Annotated in this window: 12 protein-coding genes; 2 read left to right on the forward strand and 10 right to left on the reverse strand. The window is 68.5% G+C overall.

Going from position 1 to position 15,820, the window contains the following annotated elements; translation table 11 throughout:
- The 3 genes from AU198_RS22195 to AU198_RS22205 all read right to left on the reverse strand — a co-directional run.
- On the reverse strand, positions 1–1,784 hold a 1,784-nt coding region (locus AU198_RS22195), incomplete at its 3' end, for a DUF2207 domain-containing protein (protein ID WP_064350746.1).
- Between the two features lie 37 nt (positions 1,785–1,821).
- Positions 1,822–3,768: a primosomal protein N' gene (locus AU198_RS22200; RefSeq protein WP_197416204.1), complete on the reverse strand. Its 1,947-nt coding sequence runs from the start codon at positions 3,766–3,768 to the stop codon at positions 1,822–1,824.
- 77 nt (positions 3,769–3,845) lie between these two features.
- Entirely contained in the window at positions 3,846–4,568 is a 723-nt protein-coding gene (locus AU198_RS22205) for a lysoplasmalogenase (protein WP_064350748.1), read from the reverse strand.
- Between AU198_RS22205 and AU198_RS22210 the strand changes: the two genes are divergently transcribed.
- Complete coding sequence (locus AU198_RS22210; RefSeq protein WP_064350749.1) at positions 4,567–5,556, forward strand: alpha/beta hydrolase; 990 nt, start codon at positions 4,567–4,569, stop codon at positions 5,554–5,556. The genes AU198_RS22205 and AU198_RS22210 overlap by 2 nt on opposite strands.
- 28 nt (positions 5,557–5,584) lie before the next feature.
- Entirely contained in the window at positions 5,585–7,066 is a 1,482-nt protein-coding gene (locus AU198_RS22215; protein ID WP_064350750.1) for a flavin-containing monooxygenase, read from the forward strand.
- A gap of 209 nt (positions 7,067–7,275) precedes the next feature.
- Here the strand turns inward: AU198_RS22215 and metK are convergent, their stop codons facing one another.
- The 7 genes from metK to carB form a co-directional block, all read right to left on the reverse strand.
- The gene (gene metK / locus AU198_RS22220) at positions 7,276–8,484 is read right to left on the reverse strand and encodes a methionine adenosyltransferase (RefSeq protein ID WP_064350751.1); all 1,209 of its coding nucleotides are present in this window, start codon (positions 8,482–8,484) and stop codon (positions 7,276–7,278) included.
- 126 nt (positions 8,485–8,610) lie between these two features.
- Entirely contained in the window at positions 8,611–9,861 is a 1,251-nt protein-coding gene (gene coaBC / locus AU198_RS22225) for a bifunctional phosphopantothenoylcysteine decarboxylase/phosphopantothenate--cysteine ligase CoaBC (RefSeq protein ID WP_064350752.1), read from the reverse strand.
- 31 nt (positions 9,862–9,892) lie between these two features.
- Positions 9,893–10,210, reverse strand: coding sequence for a DNA-directed RNA polymerase subunit omega (rpoZ, locus tag AU198_RS22230; protein WP_064350753.1), 318 nt, complete (start codon positions 10,208–10,210; stop codon positions 9,893–9,895).
- Positions 10,211–10,283: 73 nt separating this feature from the next.
- Positions 10,284–10,859, reverse strand: coding sequence for a guanylate kinase (gene gmk / locus AU198_RS22235; RefSeq protein ID WP_064350754.1), 576 nt, complete (start codon positions 10,857–10,859; stop codon positions 10,284–10,286).
- 9 nt (positions 10,860–10,868) lie between these two features.
- Positions 10,869–11,186 carry an integration host factor, actinobacterial type gene (gene mihF / locus AU198_RS22240; protein WP_003889986.1) on the reverse strand — a complete coding sequence of 106 codons (318 nt, stop codon included), beginning with the start codon at positions 11,184–11,186 and terminating at the stop codon, positions 10,869–10,871.
- Between the two features lie 429 nt (positions 11,187–11,615).
- The gene (gene pyrF, locus AU198_RS22245) at positions 11,616–12,434 is read right to left on the reverse strand and encodes an orotidine-5'-phosphate decarboxylase (protein ID WP_064350755.1); all 819 of its coding nucleotides are present in this window, start codon (positions 12,432–12,434) and stop codon (positions 11,616–11,618) included.
- Positions 12,431–15,778: a carbamoyl-phosphate synthase large subunit gene (gene carB, locus AU198_RS22250; protein ID WP_064350756.1), complete on the reverse strand. Its 3,348-nt coding sequence runs from the start codon at positions 15,776–15,778 to the stop codon at positions 12,431–12,433. Before carB ends, pyrF begins: the two co-directional genes overlap by 4 nt.
- Positions 15,779–15,820 lie beyond the last annotated feature (42 nt).

Here is a 15,820-nt window from a genome sequence, read left to right on the forward strand (position 1 = left end):
CCCCCACCACCCCCCCCCCCCCCACCGCCGCCGCCGGACCCGCCGCCCCCACTGGACGACTGTGATGCGGTGTACGCGCCGATCGACGACGACAACGCGGACTCGAAGCTGTCGAAATTCGCCCCGCCGGAGCCGCCGACCAGTCCCACACCGCCGTATGTGGTCGAGTTGTACCAATCCGGTTGTGGCGCCGCCGTTCCCATCGTCGTTTCGTACTTCTTGGCCCACAGGGCCGCAGCACCCGCGGCAACCGCGTACGGAACGTACGCCGAGTAGAGGTCTTTTCGGGCGCCGAAGTCGAAACGTGCCTCGGCCGAGTCGGTGGTCAACATGCGATGGAAACCCCCTGCGCGCGACCAGAGTTCGCGGCCGGCCTCGGTACGCCTGGTGCCCACACCCGCGGCCCACGAACCGATCGACAACAAGAAGAACGCCGCGAACGGCAGCGCCCACATCGTGGTCGGGAAGAGCCAGCGGAAGACCGCGCACAGCATGAGCACGAACGCGATCGCGTTCGCGGTGCGGAGCCAGAGTTCCTTGCGCCGCTTGACCAGAAGCTTGTTGTCGAAGGCCCAGTTCTGGACGGCTTTGGCCAGATCGGTCTTGGCTTTGTTCAGCTTCTGCCCCGACTTGACGGTCTTCTTCGCTTCGAACTCGCCGCCCGGATGCAAAACCTTCAGCACCGACCCGACCGTCACACTGACCGGATCCACGTCGACCCAGGCGCTGTGCTCGGCGATGCCGCGGATCCGCCAATGCTGCTCACTGACCTGGCGCAGTTCGATCAGGCCCCGCTCGGCGAGGTGGAACAGCGTCGCGGTCAAGGCTTGTTTGGGCACCGCCTCGGTCCGGATGTACTCCGTCTGCACCGGGCCGAGCCCCTCCGGCGGCGCGTACTGCAGCGGGAAGCCCGGCGACGGTTCGACCGTGCTGCGGTACCAGAGCAGACCGGCCAAGCCGGCCCCCACCGTCAGCGCCGCGACCCACAGCACTCCGGCCAGCGACCGCCCCAGGACCCGGTCCCACTCATGCGTCCACGGCAGCTCGGTGCGCGGCGGGGCCGGGAGGTCCACGCTCGCGCGCACCGTCACCGGTGTGCGTGGCGGAAGGTTTCGCGCGGAGAACGTCACCCGGTTCCCCGTCGTCGTCATGTCCAGGCAGGGCCCACCGACGTCGTACCCGACCGAACACTGCACGCGGGGAACGTCACCGGGAAGCCGGATCGAGATGTCGGCGCGCTGGATCCGATTGTTCCAGGCCGGCGCGATCACGTTCCAGAAGAACACCGACCCGGTTGCGGCGGGTTCACCGGACGATGTGGCGAATCTGCGGTCGGCGCCGGTGGTTCCGGGATCGAGGACACCGTCGATGGAGTAGCGGATTTCGTAGACGTGCTCGCCGTAGCTCAGATAGCTGTCGGGATCGCCGATCTTTGCCACCCGGAACCGTTCCCCGTCCTCCCACAGCATCTCGTAGGGTGCCGGGTCGCCGTCGAGAAGAATCGATTCGATCTCCGGCACTTGACGCACGTGAGGACTGTTGGGGTTGGTCACGTCCCAGTACCGGAAGATGCCATGCCTACTGGTGGGAAAATCGGCCGTGATGGTCTCCACGGCCTCGAGCCGCCCGTCATCGTCGACGACGAGGTTCACGTCGTAGTCCGTGATGACGACGGGGTCGTCGGCGGGCGCGGCCTCCGAACCACCGCCGCTGAACACCACGGGCCACAGCACCGCAAATGCCAGCACCAGCAACGTGATCGACCACGCGAACAGCCGGCGCATGCGGACCTCCTGTTGCCTGCGACGCCAAGTTTCCGGTTCACCCTATGTGCAACGGGTCGATTTGGACGCGAACCGGCTGTTGGTCGTGACGAGCGCTGAGCACGCCGGTGGCCCGGCGCAGGGCCGACGACAGAGCCAGTCCGGTGTCGCGGGGAACCCGCAGCAGCATCCGGATCACCGTCGTGTCGGGCCCCAGTCCCGGCGGGCGGCGCGCGCCGACCGGCAGATCGACCGGGCCGAGTTGTTCGGTGCCCTCGGGTGTATCGGCGGTGTCGAGCAAGGCGTGCACCGCCTCGGGCGGCCCGTCCACCGCGGCCATGTGCACAGCGGGCGGCAGGCCGACTTCGGCGCGCGCGTTCAGCTCGGCGTCGGCGTGACCGACAGGGTCCCAACGGATCAGCGCCTGCACGGTGGGTATCGCCGATTCGGCCACCACCGCGATCACGCCGCCATCGCCGCGGTTGCGGACCAGCGCGCCCGCCGCCATCCACCGACGCAAGGTGTCCTCGGCCGCCCGCAGGTCCTGGCGGCCGAGCAGCGCCCAGCTGTCGAGCAGCAGCGCCGCGCCGTAGCCGCCCGCGGCCCTTGGTTCGGCGCCGGGGGTGGCGACGACGACGGCGGGCCGCTGCGGGACCTCTGCCACCATCGCGTCGCCGCCGGAGGTGATGACCGTCGCGCCGGGGAACGCCCTGCCGAGCTCCTCGGCGGTGCGCCGGGCCCCGACGACGACCGCGCGCACCGCATCCGAACCGCACCGCACGCAGCGCAACGACGGGTGGGCGCGTCCGCACCACCGGCACACCGCGCCTGCGGCATCGCGGTCGGGCAGCGACAAGGGCCCGGTGCAGTTGCGGCACCGGGCGATGCTGCGGCAGCGCGCGCACGCGAGCGCGGGTACGTATCCGCGGCGAGGAACTTGCACCAGCACGGGCGCCCCGGACTCGAGCGCCTTGCGCGCTGCCTGCAGCGCCATCGACGGAAGCCGGGCCGACCGGGCGGCCGGGTCGCGTTCCTGTTCGAATCCGCTGTCGTCGAGGGCGACGACGCGCGGTGAGGCCGCCCGCACCACCGGCCGCAGCGCGACCAGGTCGTGCGCCCAACCGCTGCGCACCAACGCCTGAGCCTCCGCGGTTCTGGCGAACCCGCCGATCAGTGCGGCGCAGCGCAGCTGATGTGCCCGCAACATCGCCACCTCCCGCGCATGCGGATACGGCGCACGGGGTTCGGCGAGTGTGTCGTCGCCGTCGTCCCACACCATCACCAGACCGAGGTCGGCGACAGGTGCGAACACCGCGCTGCGGGTGCCGATGACGAGCCGGGCGCTGCCGCGGAGCACCGACAACCAGCGCCGATAGCGTTGCGCGGGACCGAGTCCCGCCGATAATGCCACCACCGGGGCCTCGTCGAGGAGGTCGAGCGCGGCGGCGTGCACCGCGTCGATGTCGCGTTGATCCGGCACGATGACCAGCACTCCGCGGCCCGCGTTCACCATCGCTGCCGCGGCCTCGGCCAGCCGATCGGGCCACGCTTCTCCGGGCAGTGCCTGCCAGACCGCGCGGGCGGCCCGTCCGCCCGCCACCGCCGCGAGGAACTGCTCACCTCTGCCGTAGGCGTTCCAGGGATCGGTTGCGACGGGTCGCGGGTCGCTCGGCGCCGTGGGCGGTGGCTCCTGTTTCTCGGCGCGGGCGTGCCGCGGCGGGATGGCCAGCCTCAGCACGTCGGCGCGGGTGCCGGCGTAGCGGGCCGCCACGGCGTCGGCGAGTCGGCGGATCTCGGGCGTCAGCACCGGCTCGGGTGAGACCACCCGATCGAGCCAGCCGAGCTTGCCGACGTGGTCGGTGTCGGACCGTCGCTCGAGGATGAACGCGTTGACCAGGCGGCCGTGGAACCGCACCCGGACGCGGACGCCGGGTTGCGCATCGTCGGACTGCTCGGCCGCGACCAGGTAGTCGAACTCGCGGTCGAGGTGCGGGACGGTCAGCATCGGCAGCACCCGCGCGACCGGCTCGTGCTCGGCAGGCTGTCTGGTGGCGCCCGGGCGGGCCGGGCTGTCGGACCCCGTCACGCAGGATTAATAGCAGACGGCACCGACGTCCGGCCGAAGAAGAACCCGGCGGTGATGAGCACAAGCGAGGCCGCATACACCCACCAGATCGGCACCGCCAGAGCCTCGGAACCCAGCACGAACTTGCCGATCCCGATCATCGCGTCCGACACCGCGAAACACACCGCGCCCAGCGCCGTCCACGGTGTGGGCAGCCGGGCCATGAGCGCGGCGCACACCATCGCGCCGAGCACTGCGATGTACAGCGTCACCGGTACGGCCATGCCCTCGTCGATGAGCCGCGGCCAGAACCACACCAGCAGGGCCAGGCAGGCCGCAGCCGTCACCGCGGCGGCGGCCAGCCTGGGACCGGAGCGGGCGACCAACGGCCACAGCGCGCCCAGGAAGCACAGATGGGCGACGAGGAACGCGGCCAACCCGAGCACGAACGACGGCTCCCACCACGGCAGCGCCAACAGGAAATCGCCCGCCGCCGAGAACAACAGCGCGGCCACCAACCAGCGTCGTTCCCGGGCGATGGGATGTGTCAACGCGGCCCCGGCGAGCAGCACCGCCGCGGCGGCCTTGGCCGCGGGCTGCAGCGCGAACTGACCGGTGAGCTCGGCACCGGCGGGCAGCCGCGCCGCGGTCGCGATCAGGAACACCCCGTAACAGGCGGCGACGACAGCGGCGGCCACCCACAGAAGTCGGGTTCGCCGGTGAACGTACGGTGTCCCCATGTCAGTCCCCGAGGTAGGGCCGGCCAGCCCGGAACCCATAGACGCCATTCTGCTGAAGGTACTGCAGGCAGTTCCGTTCCAGTTGACAACCGACGGCGGCGTGCAGGCCGCGCGTGAACGGTTCAACGCGCTTCCGCGGGTCGCGATCCCCTCCGAGGTGCATGCCCAGGACCGCACGGTCGACGGGCCGGGCGGCCCGATCCCGGTGCGGGTGTACCGGCCGCCGACCGAAACCGATGCCCCGCCCCCGGTGGTGGTGTTCTTCCACGGCGGCGGCTGGTCGGTCGGCGACCTCGACAGCTACGACAGCACCGCTGGTCGACACGCGGCCGAGGCCGAAGCCGTGGTGATCTCCGTCGACTACCGGTTGGCACCCGAGCACCCCTATCCCGCCGCGGTCGACGATGTGTGGGCGGTGACGCAGTGGGCCGCCGCGAGCGCGGACGAACTGGAGGTCGACGCGTCCCGGCTCGCGGTCGCCGGCGATTCGGCGGGCGGCAATCTGGCCGCGGTGGTGGCACAGTTGGCGCGCGATGCAGCCGGGCCGCAGATTCGCTTCCAGCTGTTGTGGTATCCGGCGACGACGTGGGACACTTCGTTGCCGTCCTTCGCCGAGAACGCCGACGCGCCGATCCTGAATATTGATGCGGTAGGCGGCTTTTCGCGGTGGTACGTCGGAGACATGGATCTATCCGACATGCCTTCGACGCTGGCGCCCGCGCGCGCGAAGGATCTGACCGGCCTGCCGCCGGCGTATATCGCCGTCGGGGGGCATGATCCGTTGCGCGACGACGGCGCCCGATATGCGGAGTTGCTGTCGGCTGCAGGCGTTCGCGTCGAACTGCACAACGCCGAATCCCTCGTGCACGGCTACCTCGGTTACGCCGGGGTGGTGCCCGCCGCGACCGAGGCCACCGAACGGGGATTGAGGGCGCTGCGCACCGCGTTGCATCCGGTATCGCAACGGCTGAACGACGGGGTACCGTGAGCGAGATGTGAGCGACACGGGAGGCCCTATGACAGTGCCCGATCACGACACCATCATCGTCGGTGCCGGCTTCTCCGGTATCGGCGCCGGGATCAGCCTCGACAAGGCCGGTCTCGGCGACTATCTGATCATCGAAGCCGGCGACGGCCCCGGCGGGACGTGGTACTGGAACACGTATCCCGGTATCGCCGTTGACATTCCGTCGTTCTCCTACCAGTTCTCGTTCGAGCAGAGCCCGGAGTGGACCCGCACCTACGCACCGGGACACGAACTGCGCGCGTACGCCGAGCATTGCGTCGACAAGTACCGCCTGCGCCCCAAGATCCGGTTCAACACCAAGGTGCTCGGCGCGGTCTTCGACGACGACGAGAACCTGTGGCGAATCGAACTCGACTCCGGCGACGTCGTCACGGCGCGGTTCCTGATCAATGCGTGCGGGGTGCTGATCACGCCGAAACTGCCCGACATCGACGGGGTCGACTCGTTCGCCGGCGTGACCATGCACACCGCGCGCTGGGACCACTCGCAGGACCTCGCGGGCAAGCGCGTCGCGGTCATCGGCACCGGCGCCTCAGCGGTACAGGTGATCCCCGAGATCGCGCCGATCGTCCAGCAGCTCACCGTATTTCAACGCACACCGATCTGGTGTTTCCCGAAGTTCGACGTGCCGCTGTCGCCGATGGCGCGGCGGATGATGCGGCTGCCGGGTGGACACGTCGTGCAGCGGCTGCTGAGCCAAGCGTATGTCGAGCTGACATTCACGCTGCCCGCGCAGTACTTCACCATCAACCCGATGGCCAAGAACATGTCCAAGGTCGGCGAGGCGTATCTGCGCAAGGAGGTCGAGGACCCAGAGGTCCGCGACAAGCTCACACCCGAATATGCGGTGGGCTGTAAGCGGCCCGGCTTCCACAACACGTATCTGTCGACGTACAACCGGGACAACGTCGAGTTGGTGACCGAACCGATCGACAAGATCACCGGTTCGGGCGTGGCGACCGCCGACGGGACGATCCGCGATGTGGACGTGCTGATCCTCGCCACCGGTTTCAAGGTGATGGACGCCGACGACATGCCGACCTATCCGGTCACCGGTTCGCGCGGTCGGTCGTGGAGCCAGCACTGGCAGGAGAACCGGCTGCAGGCCTACGAGGGGGTGAGCGTGCCGGGTTTCCCGAACTTCTTCACCGTGTTCGGGCCGTACGGCTACGTCGGCTCGTCGTACTTCGCGCTCATCGAGACGCAGACGCATCACATTGTCCGCTGCCTCAAGCACGCCCGGCGCAAGGCGGCCCGCCGCGTGGAGGTGACGCAGGAAGCCAACGACCGTTATTTCGACGAGATGATGCGCAAACGGCACCGCCAGATCTTCTGGCAGGAGAGCTGCCAGCGGGCCAACAGCTACTACTTCGACAAGAACGGCGATGCGCCGCTGCGCCCGACCACGACGCTGGAGGCGTACTGGCGAAGCCGCCGCTTCCCGCTGAAGGATTACGCGTTCAGCCGCTGATTGGGGTGGGCGCCGAGACTACGGTTTCTGACGGAATTTGCCCGAAATCGATCAAAAAGCGCAGTCTCGACGGCAGCGAGCGTCGTCAGACGGAAGCCCGAGCGTCTGACTCCTCAACGCGGCTCGTACCTCGCCGCTTGATCGTCGTCAGACGGAAGCCCGAGTGTCTGACTCCTCAACGCGGCTCGTACCTCGCCGCTTGATCGTCGTCAGACGGAAGCCTTGAGCTCGTCGACCTTGTTCAGCTGCTCCCAGGGCAGCTCGACGTCGGTGCGGCCGAAGTGGCCGTACGCGGCGGTCTGCGCATAGATCGGGCGCAGCAGGTCGAGGTCGCGCACGATCGCACCGGGGCGCAGGTCGAACACCGAGGTGATCGCCTTCTCGATGCGGCCCGGATCGACCGACTCGCTGCCGAAGGTCTCGACGAACAGACCGACCGGCGCGGCCTTGCCGATGGCGTAGGCCACCTGGACCTCGACGCGCTCGGCCAGACCCGCTGCGACGACGTTCTTCGCCACCCAGCGCATCGCGTAGGCCGCCGACCGGTCCACCTTGGACGGATCCTTGCCCGAGAACGCGCCGCCGCCGTGACGGGCCCAGCCGCCGTAGGTGTCGACGATGATCTTTCGACCCGTCAGCCCCGCGTCGCCCATGGGGCCGCCCAGCACGAACTTGCCCGTCGGGTTCACCAACAGGCGGAAGTCGGAGGTGTCCATCGAGTCGTGGCCCAGATCGGCCAGGACGGTGTTGACGACCTTCTCGCGGATGTCCGGCGTCAGCGTCCCCTCGAGGTCGATGCCCGCCGCGTGCTGCGTCGACAGCACGACCGTGTCGAGGCGCACCGGGGTGGTGCCGTCGTACTGCACCGTGACCTGGGTCTTGCCGTCCGGACGCAGGTAATCGAGCACACCGCTCTTACGGACCTCGGTCAGCCGGCGCGACAGCCGGTGCGCGAGCGCGATCGGCAGCGGCATCAGCTCGGGCGTGTCTTTGATCGCATAGCCGAACATCAGCCCCTGGTCGCCCGCGCCCTGCAGGTCGAGCGGGTCGCCGGCGCCCTCGACGCGGGTCTCGTGCGCGGTGTCGACGCCCTGGGCGATGTCCGGAGACTGACGGCCGATGCCGATGTTGACGCCGCAGGTCTCACCGTCGAAACCCTTCTCCGACGAGTCGTAGCCGATCTCGAGGATGCGTTCGCGCACCGTGGTCGCGATGTCGGCGAAAGCCTCCTTGGCCGCCGTCGTCACCTCACCGACGACGTGCACCTGCCCCGTCGTCACCAGTGTTTCCACGGCGACCCGCGACTTGGGATCACCCGCGAGCAAAGCGTCGAGCACCGAGTCGCTGATCGCGTCGCAGATCTTGTCGGGATGGCCCTCGGTCACCGACTCACTGGTGAACAGCCGAGCTTGACTCACGGTGTGGATCCTTCCGCTCTCATGTCGCGATAGTTAGTACATCAAGTTATAGGTGTGCCCTGTTGCACCCAAGCCTGTGCTTGCCGTGCGCGCAAGCATTTCACGCAGCCGGATGCGTGATCCGCGCTACCCGCTGCCGCTGTGCAGGAAGGCCACGATCGCGTCCACGATACGGCTGGCCATCAGCGTTTTCGAACCGTGTTCCAGTGCGGACTCCGTGCCGTCGGCCGCAAGCAGCCACCCGTCGTTGTTGTCCACTTCGAACGCCCGATTCTCGCCCACCGCATTGACCACGAGCAAATCGCATCCCTTGCGCTGGAGCTTCGCGCGAGCGTGGTGGAGCACATCGCCGTTGGCGTCGCCGGTCTCGGCAGCGAACCCCACGATGGCCCGCATATTGGGCAGCTGTCCGTCGGCACGAGCCCGCACTGCACCCGCCAGCACGTCTTCGGTGCGGGTCAGTTCGATGACCGGCGCGGCGGCATCCGGATCGGCGGACTTCTTGATCTTGCTGGCCTGCATCTGCGTGGGCCGGAAGTCGGCGACCGCGGCCGCCATCACCAGTACGTGCGCGTCCGGCGCGTGCTTGGACACTGCGTCCTTGAGCTGGGCGGCCGAGCCGATGTGGACGACGTCGACGCCGGCCGGATCGATGAGCCCGGCGGTGTTGCCGGCGATCAGCGTGACGTCGGCGCCGCGCTGGGCCATCACTCGGGCCATCGCATAGCCCTGCTTGCCCGAACTGCGGTTCCCGATGAACCGCACGGGATCGATCGGCTCGCGCGTCCCGCCCGCGGAGACCAACACCTTGACGCCGGCCAAGTCGTAGGGCAGGGCGTCCGGCCGCGTCAGCAGGAGTTGGGCCAGCGTGCTGATCTCCTCGGCCTCGGGTAGGCGGCCCGCGCCGCTATCGGCTCCGGTCAACCGGCCCGACGCGGGTTCGAGGACGACGGCACCGCGTCGACGCAGCGTGGCGACGTTCTCCACCGTGGCCGGGTGCAACCACATCTCGGTGTGCATGGCCGGGGCGAACAGCACCGGACATCGCGCGGTCAGCAGGGTCGCGGTCAGCAGGTCGTCCGCGCGGCCCGCGACGGCACGCGCCAGGAGATCCGCGGTGGCGGGCGCGACGACGACCAGGTCGGCCTCCTGGCCGAACCGAACGTGCGGCACCTCGTGGACGTCGTCCCAGACGCCGGTGTGCACTGGATGGCCCGAGAGCGCCTCGAAGGTGGCGGCTCCGACGAACCGCAGAGCAGACTCGGTGGGGACGACGCGCACGTCGTGTCCGGCCTCGGTGAGCTGTCTGACCACCGTGGCCGCCTTGTAGGCGGCGATACCACCGGCGACGCCGACGATGATCCGCTTGGACTCCATGGCGGCCGCTCCCCTACGCCTCGCGGTGTTGCTACTCGCCTTCGGTGTGCTCGAGCAGGTCCGCGTGGATCTCGCGCAGTGCGATCGACAGCGGCTTCTCCTGCAGGCCCGGCTCGACCAGCGGGCCGACGTATTCGAGGATGCCGTCGCCGAGCTGGTTGTAGTAGTCGTTGATCTGGCGGGCGCGCTTGGCGGCATAGATCACCAGCGCATACTTGCTCGACGCGCGATCCAGCAGCTCGTCGATGGGCGGGTTGGTGATGCCCAACGGCGTGTCGTAGGCACTGGCGGCGGACGCGTCGAAATCGTCCACAGCGGCCAGCTGCGTGTCGGCGTGCGGGGTGCTCACGAAAAATTCTCCTGGCGGTTTTAGCTGAATGCGAGATAGCTGTCGGGCCTGCGGCGCCGTCTCCGGCGCGTACTTATCGGTGGCCCACCAGCAAGGATACCAATTCGGCGCAGGCAGACTCCAATTGAGTGTTCACGACGACGGTGTCGAAGTCGTCCTGCGCGGCGAGTTCGGCTCGGGCGGTGGCCAGCCGGCGCTCGATCGCCTCGGGTGTCTCGGTGCCGCGTCCGGTGAGCCGGTTCTTCAGCTCGTCCCAGCTCGGTGGGGCCAGGAAGACGGTGAGGGCCTCGGGCATCGCGGTCTTGACGGCCCGGGCGCCCGCGAGATCCACCTCGATCAGTACGGGCCGGTCCGCGGCGATCGCCTCGCGGACGGGCCGGGCGGGTGTTCCGGAGCGGTGCAGCCCGCCGTGGATCTCCGCCCACTCGAGCAATGCGCCGTCGGCGATCAGTTCATCGAAATCGTCAGGGGTCACGAACGAGTAATCGACGCCGTCGACTTCCCCCGGGCGCGGGGCCCTGGTGGTGACGGACACACTGAAGTGCAGGTCGGGAACGCGTTCGCGCAGACAGCGAACGACGGTCGACTTCCCGACGGCAGAGGGGCCGGACAGCACGACTACCCGGCCGGCCCCTCGGCCGGCGCTCAACTTATGCGCCTAGGACTGGTCGAACTTTTCCAGCAGCGCCTTGCGCTGACGATCGCCGAGGCCACGCAGGCGGCGGGTCGGGGCGATCTCGAGTTCGGTCATGATCTCCTGCGCCTTGACCTTGCCGACCTTGGGCAACGCCTCCAGAAGCGCCGAAACCTTCATCTTGCCCAAGACCTCGTCGGTCTCGGCGTCCTTGAGCACCTGCTTGAGGTTGGTGCCGCCGCGCTTGAGCCGGTCCTTCAATTCGGCTCGGGCTCGACGTGCGGCGGCAGCCTTCTCCAACGCGGCCGCGCGCTGTTCGTCGGTCAACTGGGGAAGGGCCACGGGTTCCTCCGTCTCATCACCATCAATTTCCATGCCTCGGCTGATTAGGGAAAATCCTCAAACAGCCAGCGACGACGACCGTACCCACGCAGGCTGACGAATGCGAACCCCACCCCCTGGTTACGGCGTCAAAAGCCCAGCGTGTCGGGCGGTAGCGCCGGGCACGCGCCCACGGCGTTTCGCGGCCAGAAGCGGCCAAATCTCGTTTTGTCCCGCCGGAACCGCCTGCATATCAAGGCAATTCGGATGGCGCCGCAGCGCTGATCGGGCGCTCAGCGCGTGACCTGCGCCACACTTCGACGCGCCCACGCCGCGGAAAAAGAAAATTTTCGCTGGTCATCAGCTTTCGGGCGTGTCGCGACCAGCCAGTTTGTGACTTCTGTGACAACAGAGACTGGCGTTGCCCGTGTTACATCGCCTGCGAGTGCGTCAGGCCAGGTAGGCGACCGCGTCCCGCATTTTGCCCGCCGCTGAGCGCACCGCGCCCACGTCCGGCCCCGCGCGCAGCACCTCGCGGGACACCGCGGGCAGTAACTGGCCCGGCTGGGCCCCTCCGAACCCGCTCAACGCCTCCGGACGCCCACCCTGGGCGCCGACACCCGGGACCAGAACCGGTCCGGCGAGCGCGCTGACGTCGGGCGGTTCGGCCAGCGTGGCCCCGACCACGACACCCACCGGGCCGGGTCGAGCGGAGACGGTGCGGTTGACCGCCGCGGCGGCGTCGACGATCGATTGCGCGACGGTGCGGCCCCCGGCATCGGCACGCTGTACGGACGCGCCTTCGGGATTCGAGGTGGCCGCGAGGACGAACACTCCGCGGTCGTTGGCCGTCGCCGTCTCGATCAGCGGCTGCAGCGAGCCGAAGCCCAGGAAAGGCGATGCGGTCACCGCGTCGGCCGCCAGCGGCGAATCACCCACCCACGCGGCGGCGTACGCGGCCATCGTGGAGCCGATGTCGCCGCGTTTGGCGTCGGCGAGCACCAGCACTCCCGCCTCGCGCAGCGCGGCGATGGTGGTCTCCAGCACCGTGAACCCGGCGGCGCCGTACGCCTCGAAGAACGCGACCTGTGGTTTGACGACGGCGTAATCGGCGAACGCGGTCACGCACACGTCGCAGAAGCGGCGCAAACCGTCGACGTCAGCGTTGAGTCCCCACGCGCGCATCAACTCCGGGTGCGGATCGATGCCCAGACACAGCGGTCCGCGCCGGGCCACTGCATCGGCCAACCGCAGGCCGAAACCCGTCACGTCCCCAGCACGCTGTGCAGTTCCTGCAGCGACATCACGCCGATGTCGCCGCGGATCCCGGCCTCGATGCCCTGTACCGCCGCCGACGCACCCTGCACCGTCGTCACACACGGGATGCTGTTCGCCACTGCCGCCGAGCGGATCTCGTATCCGTCGACGCGAGGACCCGAGTTGCCGTACGGGGTGTTGATCACCATGTCCACCTCGCCGGCCTTGATCAGGTCGACGGCGGAGGAGGCCGGCCTGTCCGCGCTCGGCTCCTGAAAGTGCTTGCGTACCTCTTCACACGGGATCCCGTTGCGCCGCAACATCTCCGCGGTACCCTCGGTGGCCAGGACCCGGAACCCGAGATCGGCGAGCCGTTTGACGGGGAACACCAGCGAACGCTTGTCGCGGTTGGCCACCGAAACGAACACCGTGCCTTCGAGCGGCAGGGACCCGTAGGCGGCGGTCTGGCTCTTGGCGAAAGCGCTTCCGAAGTCGTGGTCGATACCCATCACCTCGCCCGTCGACTTCATCTCCGGGCCCAGCAGCGAGTCGATCTGCGTGCCATCGTGTTTGCGGAACCGGTTGAACGGCAAGACCGCTTCCTTGACCGCGACCGGAGCGTTGCGGGCGGTGCTCGCGCCGTCCCCGGTGCGCGCCAGCACGCCTTCCTCGCGCAGTTCGGCGATCGTGGCTCCGAGCATGATCCGCGCGCACGCCTTGGCCAGCGGCACCGCGGTGGCCTTGGAGACGAACGGCACCGTGCGGCTGGCGCGGGGGTTGGCCTCCAGCACGTAGAGCACGTCGTCCTTGAGCGCGTACTGCACATTGAGCAGGCCCACCACGCCGATACCGTGGGCGATCGCTTCGGTGGCACGCCGCACGGCCTCGATGTCGCTGCTGCCCAACGTCACCGGCGGCAGGGCACACGCGGAGTCGCCGGAGTGGATACCGGCTTCCTCGATGTGTTCCATGATGCCGCCGATGTAGACCTCGGAACCGTCGCACAGCGCGTCGACGTCGATCTCGATGGCGTCCTCGAGGAACCGGTCCACCAGCACGGGATGTTCGGGTGAGAGTTCGGTGGCCCTGGTGATGTAGCCCTGCAGGGTCTCGTCGTCGTAGACGATCTCCATGCCGCGACCGCCCAGCACGTAGGACGGTCGTACCAGCACGGGATAACCGATCTCGGCGGCGATTCGCCGAGCCTGTTCGAAGCTGGTGGCCAGGCCGAATCGCGGTGCGGGAAGGCCCGCGTTGGTCAGCACTTCGCCGAACGCGCCGCGGTCCTCGGCCAAATCGATTGCCTTGGGGCTGGTCCCGACGATCGGGACGCCGGCGTTCTGCAGGCGTTCGGCCAGTCCGAGCGGCGTCTGGCCGCCGAGCTGAACGATGACGCCGACGACACCGGGACCGCCTGCGCCGGAGACGGATTCGGCGTAGTACACCTCGAGCACGTCCTCGAAGGTGAGTGGCTCGAAGTAGAGCCGGTCGGCGGTGTCGTAGTCGGTGGACACCGTCTCGGGGTTGCAGTTGACCATGACCGTCTCGAAGCCGGCCTGACTCAACGTCGTTGCGGCGTGCACACAGCTGTAGTCGAACTCGATGCCCTGCCCGATGCGGTTGGGGCCCGAGCCGAGGATCAGCACCTTGGGCTTCTCGGTCTGCGGCGCGACCTCCGTCTCGGCGGCGGGGTCGAGCTCATAGCTGCTGTAGTGGTACGGGGTTTTGGCCTCGAACTCGGCGGCACACGTGTCGACGGTCTTGAACACCGGGTGGATGCCCAGCCGCTGGCGCAGCGCCCGCACGCCGACCTCACCGGCGAGTTCGGGTCGCAGCGCGGCGACCTGGCGGTCGGACAGCCCGTGGTACTTGGCGCGCCGCAGCAGGTCGGCGTCGAGCACCGGCGCATCGACGATTTCGGTGCGCAGCGCGACCAGCCCGGCGATCTGCTCGACGAACCAGGGGTCGACCCCGGAGGCCTTCGAGACCTGCTCGACGGTCGCACCCTTGCGCAGCACCAACTCCAGGTCGTAGAGGCGTCCGTCCGAGGGGGTGCCCAGCCGCGCCAACAACTCGTCGACGGTGATGGTGTCCTCGTCGGGGTCGGACTTGGTCCAGAACCCGGCGCGCCCGGACTCCAGCGAGCGCATCACCTTGCCGAGCGCTTCGATGAAGTTGCGTCCCAACGACATCGCCTCGCCGACCGATTTCATGGTGGTGGTCAGCGTGCCGTCGGCGCCGGGGAACTTCTCGAACGCGAAGCGGGGGGCCTTGACGACGACGTAGTCGAGCGTCGGCTCGAAACAGGCCGGGGTCTCCTTGGTGATGTCGTTGACGATCTCGTCGAGCGTGTAGCCGATGGCCAGCTTCGCCGCGATCTTGGCGATCGGGAAGCCGGTCGCCTTGGACGCCAACGCACTCGACCGCGACACCCGCGGGTTCATCTCGATCACGATCAAGCGACCGTCGGCCGGGTTGACGGCGAACTGGATGTTGCAGCCGCCGGTGTCGACGCCGACCTCGCGCAGGATCGCGATGCCCAGGTCGCGCATGGTCTGGTATTCGCGGTCGGTGAGCGTCATGGCCGGCGCGACGGTGACCGAGTCGCCGGTGTGCACACCCATCGGGTCGAAGTTCTCGATCGAGCACACCACGACCACGTTGTCGCGGCCGTCCCGCATCAACTCGAGTTCGTATTCCTTCCAGCCGAAGATCGACTCCTCGATCAGCACGTTGGCGCTCGGTGAGGCCGCGAGCCCGTCGCCGGCCATGCGGTCGACGTCCTCGGCGGAGTACGCCATGCCCGAGCCCAGCCCGCCCATCGTGAAGGACGGACGCACCACCACCGGCAGGCCGAGATCCTTGACCGTCTCGCGGACCTCGTCCATCGTGAAACACACGCGGGAGCGGGCGGATTCGCCGCCCACCTTGGCGACGATGTCCTTGAACCGCTGCCGGTCCTCGCCGCGCTGGATGGCCTCGAAGTCCGCGCCGATCAGCTCCACGCCGTGCCTGGCCAACGCACCCGACTCCGACAATGCGACCGCGGTGTTCAGCGCCGTCTGGCCGCCCAGCGTGGCCAGCAGGCCGTCGATCTTGTTGCCGCGCTCGGCCTGCTGCACGATCACCCGCTCGACGAACTCCGGCGTGATCGGCTCCACGTAGGTGTGGTCGGCGTATTCAGGGTCGGTCATGATGGTCGCCGGGTTCGAGTTGATCAGGCTGACCTGCAACCCCTCGGCGCGCAGCACCCGGCACGCCTGGGTGCCGGAGTAGTCGAACTCGGCGGCCTGACCGATCACGATCGGCCCGGAGCCGATCACCAGGACGTGGTTGAGGTCGCTGCGCTTAGGCATCTATCGCCCCACTTTCGCGAGCGACCGTGTCTGCACACGACA

The sequence above is a fragment of the Mycobacterium sp. GA-1199 genome (assembly GCF_001500045.1).
Taxonomy (GTDB): domain Bacteria; phylum Actinomycetota; class Actinomycetes; order Mycobacteriales; family Mycobacteriaceae; genus Mycobacterium.

Bases quoted from the DNA above. Each gene is read 5' to 3' on its own strand.
- AU198_RS22200 (WP_197416204.1), bottom strand. From the start codon at position 3,768: ATGCTGACCGTCCCGCACCTCGACCGCGAGTTCGACTACCTGGTCGCG.
- AU198_RS22210 (WP_064350749.1), top strand. From the start codon at position 4,567: ATGTCAGTCCCCGAGGTAGGGCCGGCCAGCCCGGAACCCATAGACGCC.
- AU198_RS22205 (WP_064350748.1), bottom strand. From the start codon at position 4,568: ATGGGGACACCGTACGTTCACCGGCGAACCCGACTTCTGTGGGTGGCC.
- AU198_RS22215 (WP_064350750.1), top strand. From the start codon at position 5,585: ATGACAGTGCCCGATCACGACACCATCATCGTCGGTGCCGGCTTCTCC.
- coaBC (WP_064350752.1), bottom strand. From the start codon at position 9,861: ATGGAGTCCAAGCGGATCATCGTCGGCGTCGCCGGTGGTATCGCCGCC.
- carB (WP_064350756.1), bottom strand. From the start codon at position 15,778: ATGCCTAAGCGCAGCGACCTCAACCACGTCCTGGTGATCGGCTCCGGG.